14 protein-coding genes are annotated in these 16,404 nt (G+C 65.0%); 4 read left to right on the plus strand and 10 right to left on the minus strand.

Going from position 1 to position 16,404, the window contains the following annotated elements; translation table 11 throughout:
• The first annotated feature begins 26 nt into the window (after positions 1 to 26).
• Positions 27 to 953 (plus strand): AEC family transporter, encoded by a 927-nt coding sequence (locus ACNAOU_RS19860; protein ID WP_422757575.1) that lies wholly within the window; start codon positions 27 to 29, stop codon positions 951 to 953.
• 11 nt (positions 954 to 964) lie between these two features.
• Here the strand turns inward: ACNAOU_RS19860 and ACNAOU_RS19865 are convergent, their stop codons facing one another.
• Complete coding sequence (locus ACNAOU_RS19865; protein ID WP_422757576.1) at positions 965 to 3,601, minus strand: trehalase-like domain-containing protein; 2,637 nt, start codon at positions 3,599 to 3,601, stop codon at positions 965 to 967.
• 108 nt (positions 3,602 to 3,709) lie between these two features.
• A complete protein-coding gene (locus ACNAOU_RS19870; RefSeq protein ID WP_026267225.1) occupies positions 3,710 to 4,699 on the minus strand; it encodes an LLM class flavin-dependent oxidoreductase in 990 nt (329 codons plus the stop codon).
• 257 nt (positions 4,700 to 4,956) lie between these two features.
• Here ACNAOU_RS19870 and ACNAOU_RS19875 point away from each other — a divergent pair, with 257 nt between their 5' ends.
• Positions 4,957 to 5,940 (plus strand): ABC transporter substrate-binding protein, encoded by a 984-nt coding sequence (locus ACNAOU_RS19875; protein WP_018778127.1) that lies wholly within the window; start codon positions 4,957 to 4,959, stop codon positions 5,938 to 5,940.
• A gap of 78 nt (positions 5,941 to 6,018) precedes the next feature.
• Here ACNAOU_RS19875 and ACNAOU_RS19880 read toward each other — a convergent pair whose 3' ends face one another.
• Positions 6,019 to 6,948 (minus strand): threonine/serine dehydratase, encoded by a 930-nt coding sequence (locus tag ACNAOU_RS19880; protein WP_055972955.1) that lies wholly within the window; start codon positions 6,946 to 6,948, stop codon positions 6,019 to 6,021.
• Positions 6,949 to 7,010: 62 nt separating this feature from the next.
• Between ACNAOU_RS19880 and ACNAOU_RS19885 the strand changes: the two genes are divergently transcribed.
• On the plus strand, positions 7,011 to 7,451 hold the full coding sequence (locus ACNAOU_RS19885; protein ID WP_039243146.1) for a GNAT family N-acetyltransferase: 441 nt from the start codon (positions 7,011 to 7,013) through the stop codon (positions 7,449 to 7,451).
• Between the two features lie 139 nt (positions 7,452 to 7,590).
• Positions 7,591 to 8,748, plus strand: coding sequence for an FG-GAP repeat domain-containing protein (locus tag ACNAOU_RS19890; RefSeq protein WP_179128407.1), 1,158 nt, complete (start codon positions 7,591 to 7,593; stop codon positions 8,746 to 8,748).
• Positions 8,749 to 8,931: 183 nt separating this feature from the next.
• Here ACNAOU_RS19890 and ACNAOU_RS19895 read toward each other — a convergent pair whose 3' ends face one another.
• The 7 genes from ACNAOU_RS19895 to ACNAOU_RS19925 are packed head-to-tail and all read right to left on the minus strand — an operon-like array spanning position 8,932 to position 16,231.
• The gene (locus tag ACNAOU_RS19895; RefSeq protein ID WP_422757577.1) at positions 8,932 to 10,257 is read right to left on the minus strand and encodes an NtaA/DmoA family FMN-dependent monooxygenase; all 1,326 of its coding nucleotides are present in this window, start codon (positions 10,255 to 10,257) and stop codon (positions 8,932 to 8,934) included.
• Entirely contained in the window at positions 10,254 to 11,339 is a 1,086-nt protein-coding gene (locus ACNAOU_RS19900; RefSeq protein WP_422757578.1) for an LLM class flavin-dependent oxidoreductase, read from the minus strand. The genes ACNAOU_RS19895 and ACNAOU_RS19900 overlap by 4 nt, the downstream gene beginning before the upstream one ends.
• Positions 11,336 to 12,181 (minus strand): DUF1684 domain-containing protein, encoded by an 846-nt coding sequence (locus ACNAOU_RS19905; protein WP_422757579.1) that lies wholly within the window; start codon positions 12,179 to 12,181, stop codon positions 11,336 to 11,338. Before ACNAOU_RS19905 ends, ACNAOU_RS19900 begins: the two co-directional genes overlap by 4 nt.
• A complete protein-coding gene (locus ACNAOU_RS19910; RefSeq protein WP_422757580.1) occupies positions 12,165 to 13,331 on the minus strand; it encodes an LLM class flavin-dependent oxidoreductase in 1,167 nt (388 codons plus the stop codon). Before ACNAOU_RS19910 ends, ACNAOU_RS19905 begins: the two co-directional genes overlap by 17 nt.
• Positions 13,328 to 14,347, minus strand: a complete 1,020-nt coding sequence (locus ACNAOU_RS19915) for an ABC transporter substrate-binding protein (protein WP_422757581.1) — start codon at positions 14,345 to 14,347, stop codon at positions 13,328 to 13,330. Before ACNAOU_RS19915 ends, ACNAOU_RS19910 begins: the two co-directional genes overlap by 4 nt.
• A 10-nt stretch (positions 14,348 to 14,357) precedes the next feature.
• The gene (locus tag ACNAOU_RS19920) at positions 14,358 to 15,269 is read right to left on the minus strand and encodes an amino acid ABC transporter ATP-binding protein (RefSeq protein ID WP_227453587.1); all 912 of its coding nucleotides are present in this window, start codon (positions 15,267 to 15,269) and stop codon (positions 14,358 to 14,360) included.
• The gene (locus ACNAOU_RS19925) at positions 15,266 to 16,231 is read right to left on the minus strand and encodes an amino acid ABC transporter permease (protein ID WP_018778116.1); all 966 of its coding nucleotides are present in this window, start codon (positions 16,229 to 16,231) and stop codon (positions 15,266 to 15,268) included. Before ACNAOU_RS19925 ends, ACNAOU_RS19920 begins: the two co-directional genes overlap by 4 nt.
• Between the last annotated feature and the right edge of the window lie 173 nt (positions 16,232 to 16,404).

The raw sequence follows: 16,404 nt of genomic DNA on the forward strand, positions 1-16,404 counted from the left end.
CAACAAATCCCCGACCGCACGCCGTCATGATCGGCGTCCTGTCCGGGTTTTTCGTTGTCTGGGCCATCATCCTGGTGGGCATGTTCGTTGGCCGTCGCGGCATCCTCGGTGACAACGCCCGCTCCGTGTTAAGTTCCCTGACGTTCTTCGTGGCCAGTCCCGCGCTCCTCTTCGAGACCTTGAGCAAGGCGAAACTGCATGATGTTTTCGCCGCTCCGTTGTTGGTCACGGCCGTCGGCGCCGTCATCACCGGCCTGCTGTTCTTCCTGATCGTGAAGCTCTGGTTGAAGCGCAGCATGCCCGAAGCGCTCATGTCTTCCATGAGTGCGTCGCTGGCCAATTCAGCCAACCTGGGGATCCCCATCGCCGTGTTCGTCCTGGGCGATGCGAGCTATGTGGCACCGCTGTTGATCTTCCAGTTGGCGTTTTTCACCCCCATGTACCTGATGGCCCTCGATGCCAGTACCAGTTCACATCGGACCACTCCCCTGCGCTTCGTCCTGATGATCGTGCGGAACCCCATGATCGTGGGCTCAGCGTTGGGCCTTCTGGTGGCGGGCACCGGTTTCCAGGTGCCAACGCTTATTCTCGAGCCGATCCACCTCATTGGCGGGGCCGCGATTCCTGCGATGCTGATGGCGTTCGGGATGAGCCTGAACGGTTCCAGGCCCCTTCAGAAGTCCGCAGGACGCCGGCTCGAAACCCTGTTGGCCAGCGGCTTCAAACTCGTCGTGCACCCGTTGGTGGCTTATCTTTTCGCCCGCTTCGCCCTCGGGATGGACGGCCATGCGCTGTTCGCGGTGGTGGTGACCGCCGCGCTGCCCACAGCCCAGAACGTGTTCGTGGCCGCCAACCGCTACCAGGCGGGAATTACCGTCGCCAAGGACACCGTGCTCATCACCACGATCGTGGCAGTGCCGGCGATGATCGCCGTCGCACTGCTGCTTACCTGACCCAACCAGCGTTACTCCACGTCGGCGCTGGCCAGGTAGTGGTCCAGGAGCTGCGCGCAGCGGATGAAGCCGAGGTGTGAGTAGGCCTGGGGATGGTTGCCGAGGTGCGTTTCCGTGCCCGGATCGTACTCCTCGGGCAGCAGCCCGGTGGGACCGAACAGGGCCACCAACTGGTTGAACAGTTCCAGCGCATCGTCCAGTCGCCCCACCGCGAGGTACGCCTCAATCAGCCAGGTGGTGCAAATGTGGAAGCCGCCCTCCAGACCCGGCAGGCCGTCGTCGTACCTGTACCGGAAGACGGTAGGGCCGACGCGCAGCTCCCGCTCCACCGCAGTCACGGTATCCAGGAACCGCTGGTCCTGGACGTCCAAGAGGCCGGACAGTCCGACGTGGAGAACTGCGGCGTCGAGGTCCGGGCTGTCGTAGGCCACGGTGTAGGACCGCGCCGACGAATCCCAGCCCTCGCGAAGGACTTCTTCACGAATCGTCGCGGCCGTAGGTGCCCAGTCCGCGTGCGGCGTCCGGCCGTGCAGGGCAGCAGCACGCAGCGCCCGGTCCAGCGTGACCCAGCACATGACCTTGGTATAGACGTGGTGGCGAGGCGGGCGGCGCGCTTCCCAGATCCCGTGGTCGGGCTCATGCCAGCGGGCCAGCACCGCATGCGCCATTTGCTCCATCAAGAACCAGTGCTCGTCCGGCAGGAATCCGCGCCGCTCCGACAGATCATGGATCAGCTCGGCGATGGGGCCGAACACGTCCAGTTGCACCTGGTGGTCCGCTGCGTTCCCGATCCGTACAGGCCTGGACCCCGCGTACCCCGGCAGGCTCTCCACGATGGCCTCCGTAGACAACGGTGAGCCCGTCACCGAGTAAAGGGGGTGCAGCCATTCCGGGCCGGGGGCGTTGTCCAGGATACGGCCCAGCCACCGCAGGAACCCGTCCGCTTCCTCCGTGGATCCCAAGGACACCAGCGAGTTCACGGTCATGGATCCGTCGCGCAGCCAGCAGTACCGGTAATCCCAGTTCCGGGTTCCGCCGATTCCTTCCGGCAGGGACGTGGTGGGCGCAGCCAGCACGGCACCGGTGGGCTCGTGGACCAGCGACTTGAGGACCAGCGCGGAGCGCCGCACCAGTGACGTTTTGATGGTGGGCAGCTGCAGCGCTTTTACCCACTCACGCGCAACCTGCCCGACGGCGGCACGACGGTGGGGCTCGCCGGCCGGGTCCGGGGGCGGCGGCTCGGTATCCCCACAGCGCATATTGAGGACCACAGGCCCGTCGCTGAGGGCGACTTCAGCTGTGGCAGTGGCGTAGCGGCCGTCGCTGGTGATGGAGAAGGCGACCCCGGGAGCGGACAGGATGATCGGATCCGAGGTGCCAAGGATATGGACCTCGTCGCCGCGGATTTCCATGCTGAACGGTGCGTTGGCGTAGTCGGGCCGCGGAGCGAAGACCACCCGGGCCGACCCCGTGCCGGACAACACCCGGACCAGGCTGGTGATCCCCTCCGGGGCGGGTTCCAGGTAGTCCGTCACGGTAACGTCGGCCCAACGGGTTTCCACGATCCTGGTGTTGTCCACGTAGCGCTGGGCCAGCACCTGTGACGGTTTCGCCGGTTCGATACTGAAGTGGCCGGCAGGGTCGCCGCCGAGGATATGGGCGAACAGAGAGCCCGAATCGGGCAACGGGTGGCTCATCCAGCAGACCTTGGCATCCGGCGTAAGCAAGGCCGTGGAGCTTCCGTTGCCGATCATCGAGTGTCGTTCCAGGCCCACCGCGTCTTCGCCGAAGAGCCATGCCCGCCGCAGCTCGAACAGCAAGGCCAGCACGTGCGCAAAGGCTTCCGGATCCGGAAGGGTGTGTGCCGCCGTCGTGCTTCCGGGCCCCACATGCAAACCGAGGTCCGGCCCCCGCAAAGTGGCCAGCGCTTTTTCGTCGCTCTCGGCATCGCCCGCATACAGTGCCGCGCTGACGCCCAACCGGGCGCGGAGCTGCTCCAGGGCTTGGCCCTTCGCCGGCTCCTCCACCGTGAGGTCCAGCACCGTTCCGTCGATGATGAAGTAGAGGCCGAATTCGATCGCGATCTTCTGCGAGGCGTACACCGCCCGGTCCACAACCTCGGGCGTGGCCGGCCGGGTGTGGACAGCAACGCCTACGGGCTTTCGGACAACGCTGATGCCCTTCTCGAATCCCACGGCTTCGGTCAACGCCGTAGCTACCTGTTGGAGCAACTGCTCCGTGGCGAGGGAAAGCGTGTAGGCGTAGCCCATGTCGAACTCCACCCCGTGGGAACCCACCAAATGGACCTCGGCCGGAAGCCGGGACACTGCTGCCAGGTCCCGCAAAGACCTGCCGGAAATGATGGCTGCGTGGGTGTTGGGGAGGGCTGCGAGAGCACGGAGCGCCACCGCCGCGCTGTCCAAGGGCAGCGTCTCGGTGGATACTCCCTCCGCCGAGCAGAGCGTCCCGCCGTAGTTGCAGGCCACCAGGAGGCCGGGAACCCTGGCCAGGACCTTAAGCTCCGCGAACAGCTCAGGGGTGATGCCGTTGTGCGCGTCGGATTGAAGGACCGTCCGGAGGAGGCCAAGCGGGAGCGATTTCATCAGCAGCGCGGAGTCGGCGACTGATTGATTCAAGTGCGTGGGCATGGCGGATCCTTCCGAAGCGGATAACTACAGTCTCCGCCCGGACGGTTTCGCTTGACTACCTAGTAGATTGCAAACGAGTAAAGCTTTTCCTTGGATTTATGCGGGTGTTTACGCCGGTACCAGGCCAGCTACCTCGGCAAGCAGCTCCACGGACCGCAAACGCTCCGCAGTGCCGATGCTCTGGTGGGCCACGATCAATTCGTCGGCGTCTGCGAACCGGGCGAACTCGTCCAAGTACTCGCGGACAACGTCCTTGGTGCCGACGGCCGAGAACTTCATCATCTGGGCGATGTGCTGGCCCTGCGGGGAGTCGAGGACCATATCCGCTTCGTCATCCGTGAACTCGCGTCCGCCACCGAAGAACAGGGAGACCCGTGCACGCTTCACTGCCAGGTTGATGGCCTGTGCCTCGGCATTGGTGTCCGCCGCGGTGACGTTTACTCCCGCGATCACGTACGGCTCAGACAACTGTTCCGAGGGCTTGAACTCACGCCGGTAAACAGCCACGGCGTCCTGCAGCGCGGCCGGGGCGAAGTGTGAAGCGAAGGCGTACGGCAAACCCAGCTGGGCGGCCAGCTGCGCGCCGAAGAGCGAGGAACCCAGAATGTACAGCGGCACGTTGGTGCCCTTGCCTGGCGTCGCTTCGACACCCTGGATGCGGGTGGGGCCTGTGAGGTAGCCCTGCAGTTCCAGGACGTCCTGCGGGAACCTGTCGGAGGATGTGTGGTCACGGCGCAGCGCACGCATGGTGTTCTGGTCGCTGCCGGGGGCACGTCCCAAACCGAGGTCGATGCGTCCCGGGTGGAGCGTCTCCAAGGTGCCGAACTGTTCGGCGATGGTCAACGGCGAGTGGTTGGGCAGCATCACACCGCCGGCGCCCAGGCGGATGGTGTTGGTGTGCGCGGCGACGTGGGCGATCAGCACGCTCGTGGCCGACGACGCGATGGCGGACATGTTGTGGTGCTCGGCGTACCAGACCCGACGGTAGCCAAGCTCTTCGGCTTTCTGCGCCATGGCGACACTGCCCGCGAGGCTCTCCGCCACCGTCTGGCCCTTCCCGATGGTTGCCAGGTCGAGGATGGAAAGAGGAACAGTCACGGTGAAGCCTTTCGGTACGTTTCGCGGCGCCCGCTTCTGCTTTCCGGGCACTCTAGCGACAACGACGGCGGCACCCGGCTTATTTCTGTGAGTTGCGTCGCGTGCTGTTCGGGCCCGGCCTTTGTGACCCTGTTCGACGCCTGATTAACTGCCGTGAACCCCTGTATCCCAGGGTTTCGGAGCGCTTTGACCACCCTCGCGGGCCTGCCGGATAGTTGCAGCCACGACTACGCATCAAAGCCCTTCGAGGAGAACCCATGGCACGTTTTACCGCCGCATCCGGCATCACCGCGGCGCTGGCCGCCACCGCACTGCTGGGGTTGACGGCATGCTCGGATCCAGGAGCCACGGCAGCCGCGTCAGCGCCGGCGTCGAACGCTTCATCCAGCGCAACCAAACAATTCAACCTGACCCCGCAGCAGGACCGCATCAAAGTGGCCGTGGATTCCGCTGCGGCAGCCTTGGTCCCCGACGCCATCAAAGCCGACGGCAAACTGACCGTGGTGACCACAGGCGGCACTCCCCCATTGAGCACGTTCGCCACTGACAACAAGACGCTGATCGGCAGCGAAGTGGATATCGCCTACGCAGTGGGCGAGACCCTGGGATTGCAGGTCGAGGTGCTGCCGGTTGCGTGGGCCGACTGGCCGCTGGGTGTCGAATCCGGAAAGTACGAGGCCGTCCTCTCCAACGTCACGGTCACCGAGGCCCGTAAGGAAAAGTTCGACTTCGCCACCTACCGCAACGACCTCCTGGGCTTCTACGCCAAGGCCGACTCCGACATCTCAACAGTGAAGGAACCCAAGGACGTCGCAGGCAAGCGCATCATCGTCGGCTCGGGCACCAACCAGGAAGCAATCCTGGTGCGCTGGGACGAGGAGAACAAGAAGAACGGGCTGAAGCCGGTTGAGTTCCAGTATTACGACGACGACTCCGCCTCCCAGCTCGCCCTCCAGTCCGGACGTGCGGACCTGACGTTCGGACCCAACGCCTCCGCCGCATACAAGGCTGCCAAGGACGGCAAAACCAAGGAGGTGGGCACCCTTGAGGGAGGCTGGCCCCTGAAGGCCGAAATTGCTTTCACCACCCAGAAGGGCAACGGCTTGGCCGTCGCCGCGCAGGCAGCCCTCAATACCCTCATCAAGGACGGCAACTACGGCAAGATCCTGGACCGCTGGGGACTGTCCTCCGAGGCCATCCCGGCGTCCGAGCTGAACCCGGCAGGCCTGCCCAAGAAGTAGTACCCCACCCAAGCAGGGGACAGCATATGTCGCGATGACCGCTCGATGGAGCGTTTGCTGTCCCCTGCTTTGGTGCGCCTAGAAGTGGGCGGGATCCGTGTTGGCGCCGCAGAGAACGACCGCCACGGTCTCGCCGTCGTTCGGTGTGTACGCCCCTGAAAGCAGGGCCGAGTACGCCGCGGCAGCGCCGTGTTCCACCACGATCCTGTGCTTCTCCCACAAGGCGCGCCGGGCGTCGACGATGTCCTGGTCCGTGACCAGGACGCTCTCTACCCCGGTCCGGCGGGCGACCCCGAAACCGATCTCGCCGATCCGCCGGGCACCCAGGGAATCGGCGGCAATGCCGGAGACAGCCACATCTACCGGCTCGCCCTGGGCCAGCGCGGTGTGCAGCGTGGGAACCGTCTCCGGTTCGACGCCCACCACATGGGCCCTCCCCTCAACGGCTGCGGCAATGCCGCCGATCAACCCGCCGCCACCTACGGCAACCAGGATGGTATCGACGTCGGGCAGTTCATCCAGCAGTTCAAGGCCGACGCCACCGGCACCCGCCACGATCTCCGGCTGGTCGTACGCGTGGCAATAGACAGCGCCTTTTTCCTCCGCGAACTTCACGGCGGCGGCGTAGGCCTCGGCGTACTCGGCACCGCCTTGGACTACGGTGGCCCCAACGGCGTACAGCTTGTGGACCTTGTTCGCCGGAGCCGATTCGGGGACGAACACTGTGGCGGGAACGCCGAGCTTCGCTGCGGCAAATGCATTCGCCAGGCCGGCGTTTCCACCGGAAGCCACCACGATGCCGACGCCGGGATCCAATTCACCGTTCTCCCTGGCGGTGAGCAGCCGGTTGAAGGCACCGCGGGCCTTGAACGAGCCCGTGTGCTGCATGTACTCGCACTTGAACCACAAGTGGTACGGCTCCTGGTTCCCGCTTTCAGCAAGGGGCGTGTGCCGCACCCAGCCCGATGTCCGGGCGTATGCTGCTTCTACTTCTTCGCGTGTGACCATTGTGGCTGCACCTTTCGTCAGCTTTCATCCTATGGTTCGGCCGTCCCGCATAGGCTTGATCCATGCCTGACTTTGTCCTCCGCCCCGCCGTTGCCACCGATGCCGCCTGGATTGCCGAGCTTCGCGCCGTGGTGATGCGGCCGGACCTGGAACGCCTCGGACGCTTCGACCCCGTGCGCGTCCGCGAGCGCTTCCTTGCCGCCTTCGAGCCGGAGCAAACCTACGTCATCCATAGCGACGGCGTCGACGCCGGAGTGATCGCGGTCAGGCCCGAAGCGGACGCCCGGTGGATAGAACATTTCTTCATCGCCCCGGCACATCAGGGCAAGGGCCTTGGCGGGGCCGTGCTCCGGCATGTGATGGCCGCATCGGTGGACGAACGCCCCTTCCGCCTGGACGTGCTCCAGGGAAGCCCGGCCCGGCGTCTTTACGAGCGGCACGGCTTCGTCCTGGAATCCGAGGACCCCGTCGACGTGTTCATGGTGGCCCCGGGCAACAGCTGACCACGCCTCCCCGGAATGCGGTAACCTCAGCACACACCACGCGGCCATGACGCGATACTTTCCGGGGGGAAAAATGGGGAACTTTCGAGCGCGCTTGTTGATTCGATCGCGTCTGCTAAGACGTGCAACCACTACTGCAATGGCAACGGGCCTTCTGGCATCCGGGCTGGTGGGCGCCGGACCTGCCCTTGCCGACTACCAGCCAACTCCGTACATCGACGGCGTTCCGTACGTTGGGTCCGAGATGCGCCGCCAGTACAACTACGACTACTGGGGTTGCAGGAACCCCGACGGTTCCAGCGACGGCATCACCCTGGAGTGGCTGCGCGACGGTGAGACCCTACCCCAGGAACGCCAGGGCGAAACCCTGAAGGTCCTGCCCGAAGACCAGGGCTCCAGGATCTCGTTGCGTGTCCATCCGTTGACTCCCGGTGAGCCCGGCTGCCCCACAGGCACGCAATTGAGTGCGGAAACCGCGCCGATCAAAGCTTCCAACCGGGCAATGGGCTGGACAGGCAGGGGCAACTTCGAACCCCTGGCCCGGACCCCCGACGGCCGGCTGATCCTGTACCCGCGGACCTACACGTATTACAAGGGCGCCTGCGAGGGACCCTGCCCCGCGTACTGGGGAACATGGGACGAACCCCGGCAGGTAGGGGCGGGCTGGAACATGTTCAACATTGTCTTCTCGCCCGGCGACTTTGACGGCGACGGATTCAATGACCTCCTTGCCAGGAACTCAGCGGGCCAGCTGTTCCTCTACCCGGGTGACGGCGACGGCGGCTGGCTTCCGGCCCGCCAGGTGGGCGCCGGTTGGAACATTTTCGACTCGATCGTGGGTCCCGGGGACTTCAACGGCGACGGCCACAACGATGTCCTTGCCCGGAATCCCGCGGGCGATCTGTTCCTGTACCCCGGAGATGGCGAGGGCGGGTGGCTAGCGCCCGGCAAGGTGGGCTGGGGCTGGCAGGTCATGAACAAGATCATCACCAGCGGCGACATGAACGGCGACGGCACAGTGGAGATCTTCGGCCGCGACCACAGCGGCGGCCTCCAGCTGTACCCCACCGACGGCCAGGGCGGCTGGGGTGTTCCCGCGTTCATGGGCAGCGGCTGGAACACGTTCCGGGATGTGTCGGGCCTGGGCAGCTTCGCTCATCAGAAGTACAACAACCTGGTTGCCATCAACCAGAACGGCGATCTTGTCCTGTACTCCACAGGCGCTGCCACCACAGGGCTTTATGGTCCGTACGGCCCGGTCGGCAACGGCTGGGACGTGTTCCGGGAACTGCTCTAGCGGTCCATTAGAGGGACTGCCCCCACACCGTCAGCTGGAGCTTCACCGTCGCGCGGGCATCATCCCCGCCCTCCGATGCGGAATTCTGCTGGATCATTGCCAGGAGCAGGCGGAACGGCCCCCGCGTTTCCGGGGTTTTTCGCCGGCGCCAACGGAATGATCCAGCAGAATATGCACGCTTCATCAGGAACGCACGGGCGTTTCCAGGCCCAGGTTTTCGCGGAGCGTGGCGCCCCGGTACTCCGTGGGGTACACGCCCCGGTCCTGGAGTTCGGGCACGAGGTGGTTCACGATCTCGTCCAGGCCGGTGGGGATGAGCCATGGCGAAATGTTGAAGCCGTCCACGGCACCAACCCTGGCGTATTCGGCGAGGTGGTCTGCGACGGCGGTGTAGGAACCGGTAAAGGTGGCATCGATGCGTGCCGTCTTTGAGGTGACGAACTGCCGGATGCTCAAGCCCTTGTCCTTGGCCTCGGCCCTCCACTGATCGGCAAGCTGCCGTGCTTTGGCACCGTGGAATCCGCTGCCGCGGGTTTCGGACGTTTCCTCCACCACGGGATCGATCTCCGGGAGGGGGCCATCGGGATCGTAGGAGGAAAGCTCGCGGCCCCAGAACTGTTCCAGGTAGGCAATCGCCTGCTGGGGTCCGATCTGCAGGCTCCGGACCCAGGCCTTTTTCTCCTGGGCTTCCTGGTCCGTTGCGGCAAGGATGAATTCGCTGGCAGGCATGATCTGCACCGCGTTCGCACCCCGTCCAGCGGCTACGGAACGGGAAACGATGTCGCGCCGGAACTCGACGGCGTCGTCGAACTTGGGGTGCGCGGAGAAGATGACGTCCGCTTGCCGGGCAGCGAAGTCGCGGCCCTCGGGTGAGTCGCCGGCCTGGAACAGCACGGGCCGGTACTGGGCACCGCGGGGCAAGCGCGGGGTGACATCCACGGTGTAGTGCTGCCCTTGGTGCACCACCCGGCGCGCGGGGCCGGTGGGCGTTTCCCAGGAGTCCCAGATCCGCTTGGCGGTTTCGACGAAAGCCTCGGCGTGCTTGTAGCGATCGGCGTGGTCAAGGTAGCCGCCGCGGCGGAAGTTGGCCCCGGTCCAGGCGTTGTCCGTCGTCACCACGTTCCAGGCTGCCCGCCCGCCGGAGATGAGGTCCAGCGAGGACAAGCGGTGTGCAAGGTCTGCGGGGTCGTTGTAGGTGGTGTTCTGCGTAGCCACCAGGCCGATGTTCTTCGTCACGGACGCCAAAGCAGCGAGCATGGTCTGGGCATCGGGCCGTCCGGCGACATCCAGGGCATGCGGGCGCCCGAGGTGTTCGCGGAGCCGCAGCCCTTCCCCCAGGAAGAACGCGGCGAACTTGCCACGCTCAGCCGTTTGCACAATGTGGCGGAACGATTCGAAGTCGGTCTGCGAACCGGATTCGGCCGCTTTCCAGATGGTGCCGGAGTTGACGCCCTGGAAGAAGATACCGAACTGGATCCGGCCGCTCGGCTGGAAGATATCGCGTGTCATGCTGGTCCCTGCTTTCCTGCGGCGACGGCCGCGGCAGATGTCGAATAGCGGCTTTGGGGGCGCTCCAGGCCGAGTACATCGCGGAACGTCCCATCCAGGACGGGCCGCCGCAATGAACCGCGGCGCCGGAGCTCCGGGAGGACCAGCCGTGACAGTTCCTCCAGCTCCACCTCCAGGGCCGCAGGGTGGAGGCGGACTCCGTCGGCCTCGGCGAGCAGCACCTCAAGGAGCTCGATGAGTCCATCGGCGGGGCCGGTGTAACGCGCCCGTTCGCTGTCGGACAGGGCCGCCTCGGGTGAGGCCACCGGGCGTGAGGCCGCGCTTTGCCCGCGTGCGTCCAGGAGGACGTCGAGCTCCGCCACAATCGCCACCGAGCCGCCGAGCCGTGCGCGGACATCCCGGATTTCGGCAGTCAACAGCTCGGGCGTCTGCGCGGACACCAGGACAGCGTCCACCGCCTCAACCGGAACCTGGCCTTCGCCCACCAGCTTCGCAGCTGCCAGCACGGGCAACTGGCCTTGCAGGGGCCTGGGGATGATGGACGGTCCCTTCACGGAATACGGCGTGCCACTGAAGTCAGCCGGGGTTTCAAAATCCACGTAGTGAAGCTTGTCGACGTCCAGATAGCGCCCGGTGGCGACATCGCGGATCACGGCGTCGTCTTCCCAGGAATCCCAGAGCCGGCGGCCCGTTTCGATCGAGGCGGCAGCTTCCTGTGCAAGAGCGTTACCCGTGACAAAGGACCGTCCGACGGCGGCAGCGGCCTCGGGCGACTCCGCCGCCGTGGCAATCCACCCGGCCCTGCCGCCGGACACGTAGTCCAGGCTGGCAAGCTGTGTGGAAATGTGGAACGGCTCCGTATATACGGTGTCCACCTCGGGGACCACGGCGATGGTCCGTGTGATCGGTCCGGCAAAGGCCGCCCGTTGCAGGGCGTTCGCGCGACCGGCTTCCGGGGTGTCCTTGAAGGTTGCCGCGTGGAAGCCCGCGGACTCGGCGTCGAGGACGGCGCGGGCAAGGTTTGCGTACCCGGCACCATCGAGTTCAATGGCCAGGAACCCGGCCTTCTTGGCAATGCTCACTTCTGGTCCTGACGTTCGTAGGGAATCTTCTCGCCGGCTTCAATGGCCACCGGGAGCCGGTTTTCGGCGGGAGGCAGCGGGCAGGTCGCAAGGTCTGTGTAGGCGCACGGCAGGTTCACGGCCCGGTTGAAATCGAGCCGCACCGAGCCATCGGCGGCCGGAACCACGGACAGCGAGCGGTTGGCCGCGTACGTGGTCTTGCCGGAGGTCTGGTCGGTGAACAGCACGGACAGGGAACCCGGGGCATGCCCGTTGAAGGCTGTCAGCGCGAGTTCCTCGCCGGCCAGCTTGAAGCGGATCTCGCCCGGGGCTTCGTACACGTGCTGGATGCCTTCGACGGCGGCGCCCACCGTGGTGGGCCGCGGGACCTCGAACGGGACAAAGGTACCGGCCACGGCGAAGGCAGCATTGGGCGTGTACGCCGGAGTGCCCTGGTACTGACGCAGGAGCGCGTTTTCCGGGTTTCGGGGACGCACGATGTACTCGCCGCCGCGCTTGGCAACCTCGATCACGGTGTCTCCTGATACCCGGTTGATGCCGCCGCGTTCCTCAATGGGTCCCAGCTCGAGGACGGTCCCGTTGTTCAGCTCGACACCGTCCTGCTGCAGGCTTTCGCCCGGTTCCAGGACGACACGCACGACGTCGGCGTCCACACTCCAGGTGCCGGGGGCACCTTCCAGCCGGGTCGCGTCGCCGGTCAGCCAGTGCAGGTGGGTCACGGCGAGGAAGCCGTGCGGGTGGGCACGGTGACGCTCATGGGCGTCGTGCCATTCCTGCCATTCCTCGTCAAAGGCTTCGAGGCCGGAGGCGGTGTTCGTGGCGCTGTCAGTTTGCGTAGACATGGGCGTTGTCCGTCCTGTTGAAGGCGTGGTCTGCGGTTACGGTTGCTGCGGCGTCCGGTTCGGTGGCGCCGGCGAATTCCGGGCGGCCGCCGAAGGGATCGTCGGATTCCCACAGGGTTGTCGGTGCGGACGCCCGGACTGCGGGAATGACGTCCAGGGCGAAGCGTTCCAGTATCTCCAGCTGCTGTTCCAACGGCAGTGTGGTGGGCAGGGAGATCGACTGGAGATCGTGGTTGTACAGCGAGTGGTAGCTGAGGATCTTGTCGATTACCTGCTCCGGGCTGCCTACCAGGGCCGGTCCCTCTGCCACAGCGTGGTGGATATCCCGGAACGGTGTGTTGTTGCCCGGAACGTTGCGCCCGGCAGTGAGTCCTTCGTAAACCGGGCCGTATTGCCGGATGGCTTCCTGGGTGGTGTCCGCGATGAACACACCGCCGGCACCGCTGCCCGAGCCGAGGTACTGATGCCGGGGATCGTGCCCGTGGCGCTCGTACTCTTCGCGGTAATGGTCGATCAGGACTTTGTAGTTACCGCGCGGCTGGATGGCGTTGGCCGTGAACAGGGGATCGCCCCATTTGGCGGCGAGCGCAGCGGACGTGAGGGTTGTAGCCGAGCCGTGCCAAATCCGGGGCGACCCCGCGAAGGGGCGGGGCGTCGTCGTGGTTGGCTCGGTCAGCGCGGGCCGGAAGCGGCCAGACCACGTGACGCTTTCCTTGCGCCACAGCGTACGCAGCAGCGCGTACTTTTCCGCGAGCAGGTCCCACTGGTCATCGAGGGACAGCCCGAACAGCGGGTACTGCAGGACCTCGTTGCCCTTGCCGATCACAAGCTCCAGGCGTCCGCGGCTCAGTTGGTCGATGGTGGCGTAGTCTTCCGCCACCCGCACGGGATCCAGCACGGAGAGTACGGTGACGCCGGTCTGGAGGCGGATCCGGGTGGTGACGGCGGCAATCGCGGCGAGGACCGTCGTCGGGGATGACGAGACGAACTCGCCGGCGTGGCGCTCTCCCACGGAGAAGCTGTCGAAACCGAGTTCCTCCGCGCGGCGAGCCGTCTCCACCACCTGGTTGAGCCGATCAGCAGTGGAGACGATCTCCCCCGTCACCGGATTCTTCAGGTGCGGGATGATGTCGAGGACTTGGAACTTCACTTTCCCGTCCCAGAAGTGGCTTCCGTGACGGTCTTGGACTCCGGCACGGCTTCTTCGGAAAGTCCCCAGCGTTCCAGGACCTTGCCGTACGAGCCGTCCTTGATGGTGGAGTTCAGGGCTTCGGTGATGGCCGGAGCCAGGCCGTTGCCCTTGAGGGTGGTGGCTGCCACCAACGTTTCGGAGGGCCATCCGGCGTTGACCTTGCCAACTACCTTGAGGTCGTCGCGGGTGTTCTCGCGATAGGTCACCGAGGGGTACGGAGCGAGGTTCAGGTCGGTGCGGCCGGATGACAACGCCAGGATGGTGTCGGCGTCGGAGGAGTAGTACTGAAGGGTGGCGGGAGCCTTGCCCTTCGCTTCGAGCTCCTTGTTCCAAGCCAGCAGGATCTTCTCCTGGTTGGTGCCGGAGCCCACGGAGATCTTCAGGCCGGAGATGTCATCCGAGCCCTTAATGTCGTAGCTGGAGCTCTTCTTCGCTTCGAAGCCCATGAACGCGGCACGGTACGTGGAGAAGTCGAACAGCTTCACGCGGGCGGCGTTGATGCCCACGTTGGAGAAGACGGCCTCGAAGTCACCGGACTGGGTCTTGAGCGGCCAGTTCTCCCACGACGTCACCTGCAGGTCCAGGTCCAGGCCGAGCTTGTCGGCGACAAGCTGGGCGATATCCACTTCCACGCCGATCGGCGTTTTGTCGTCGGTGGCGTGGAAGGACAGCGGTATGGAGCCGGCTGTGGTGGCAACGGTCAGCTTGCCGTCCTTCGCGATGGCTGCGGGAACCGCTGCGGCCGCCGTCGTGTCCTTCTCACCCCGGATCCGGTTCTGGTCCACGGAGGTGTTGTAGACGATTCCGTTCCTGGCGGCTTCGGATTCGGGCTTTGCTGCCGACGCTCCAGGATCGGAGCACCCCGCCAGCGCAGGAAGCACGACGGCGGGAAGTACAGCAAGTGCCAGGAGCCGGCTTTTGGTTGAGCGCGGTTTTGTTTCATGAGCGGCGAAGCCGTGGGCGGTGCGAAGCATGGAGGGTGTCCTAGATGTTGAAAGCTGGTTCGATGACTTTGGAGAAGAAGCTCCGGGTACGTTCCTCGCGGGGGTTGGCGAAGATGTCCTGGGGCGTGCCGGACTCGACGATCAGGCCGTCGTCCATGAACACCACGGTGTCCGCGACGTCCCGGGCAAAGCCCATCTCGTGGGTCACGACGATGAGCGTGGTTCCGGACGTGGCGAGTTCCCGGATAACGTCGAGGACCTCGTTGACCAGCTCCGGGTCCAACGCGGACGTCGGCTCGTCGAAGAGCAGGATCTTGGGATCGAGTGCCAACGCCCGGGCGATCGCAACGCGCTGCTGCTGGCCGCCGGAGAGCTGGCGGGGGTAGGCGTCGGCGCGGTCTTTCAAGCCCACCCGGTCCAGGAGCTCCAAACCGCGCTTCCGGGCCTCGGCCTTGGAACGCTTCTGGGCCACGATCGGCGCTTCGATGACGTTCTCCAATGCCGTGAGGTGCGGGAAGAGGTTGAAGCTCTGGAACACCATGCCGATGTTGGTGCGCTGCTTGAGGATGTCCTTCTCACGGAGCTCATGGAGCTTGTTGCCGCGGACCTCATAACCCACCAGTTCGCCATCGATGGTGATGTAGCCGCCGTCCACCTTTTCCAGGTGGTTGATGGTCCGGAGCAGGGTGGACTTGCCCGAACCGGAGGGGCCCACGATCACCGCGACGCCGCCCGGCGGAACCGACAGCGACACGCCTTTGAGGACCTCGGTGGCGCCGAAGGACTTACGGACGTTGGTGATATCCACCTGTCCGCGGGTCGCTTGCCGGTCAGCAGAGGCGGGCCGGGCCGCCGTCGTGCCAGCTGACGCGGCAGCCGAAGTTTCAGCCGGAGCCTCGTCCGCGGCCTGTGCTGTCGTCTTGGACTCTTTGCGTGCGGCGATGGTGCTCATCGGGCGTCCTTCGTGGGAGAGGCAGCAACATGGGTAGCGAAGAATTTCCGCGCTTTCTGCAGTGGGGTAAGCGGCAGGTTCCGGACGGCACCCTTGGAGAAGTGGCGTTCGATGTAGTACTGGAAAACGCTCAGCACCGAGGTGATCACGACGTACCAGAGCGTCGCCACGAGGAGCAGCGGCAGCACCTGCTGGGTCCGGTTGTAGATGACCTGGACTGTGTAGAACAGCTCGGAGTAGGCCAGGACGTAAACGATCGACGTGCCCTTGACCAGGCCGATGATCTCGTTGAAGGCGTTGGGCAGGATGGCACGCATGGCTTGCGGCAGCACGATCCTGGTGTTCCGCTGCCACGCGGGAATGCCCAGCGCGGAGGCCGCTTCCAGCTGGCCCTGGTCCACGGAGAGGATGCCGCCGCGGATGATCTCCGCGGAGTAGGCAGCCTGGTTCAAGGTGAGCCCCAGGACTGCTGCAGCGAACTGGCTGATCAGCGTAGTGGTCTGGGCCTCGAAGAAGCGGACGTCCGTGAACGGGATGCCCAGGCTGATCTTCTCGTAAAGGTAGCCAAGGTTGTACCAGAGCAGCAGTTGGACCAGCAGCGGAGTCGATCTGAAGATCCACGAAAAGGTCCACGAGACAGAAACCAACAGCGGGGACGCCGACAACCGCATCAGGGCCAGGATGAACCCTAGGACGAATCCCAGGACGCCTGAGATGGCCGTGAGCTTGAGGGTTTCCACCAGGCCGTTGACAACGGATTGTGCCGTGAACCATTCGGCCACCACCCCCCACTCCCAGCGGGGGTTGGTCACAAGGGACCATGCGATGGCGGCCACGCCGGCAGCCACCACCACTGTGCCCACCCAACGCCAGGGATGACGGGCAGGAACCAGCTTGTACTCGGAATAATCCGGGGTGGGCGGTGCAGTGTCCGCCGTGGCAGGCGGTGCGATTGCACTCATGCGCCACCTCATTTCAGATCGGTTGTTGTCTATCGGATGGCTGCCAATCTATGGGCGTGCGAAACCCCGCAGCAAGGCGGGAATTTGCACTTCTTCACTGGACTTCGCGGGGCTTCGCCGGGGTTCTCACAGCGTCACAATCATCGTCATGCAGGGCCATATGAGTCGCTTCG

Source organism: Paenarthrobacter sp. C1, from assembly GCF_049315185.1.
In the GTDB taxonomy this organism is placed as follows: Bacteria; Actinomycetota; Actinomycetes; order Actinomycetales; family Micrococcaceae; genus Arthrobacter; species Arthrobacter nicotinovorans.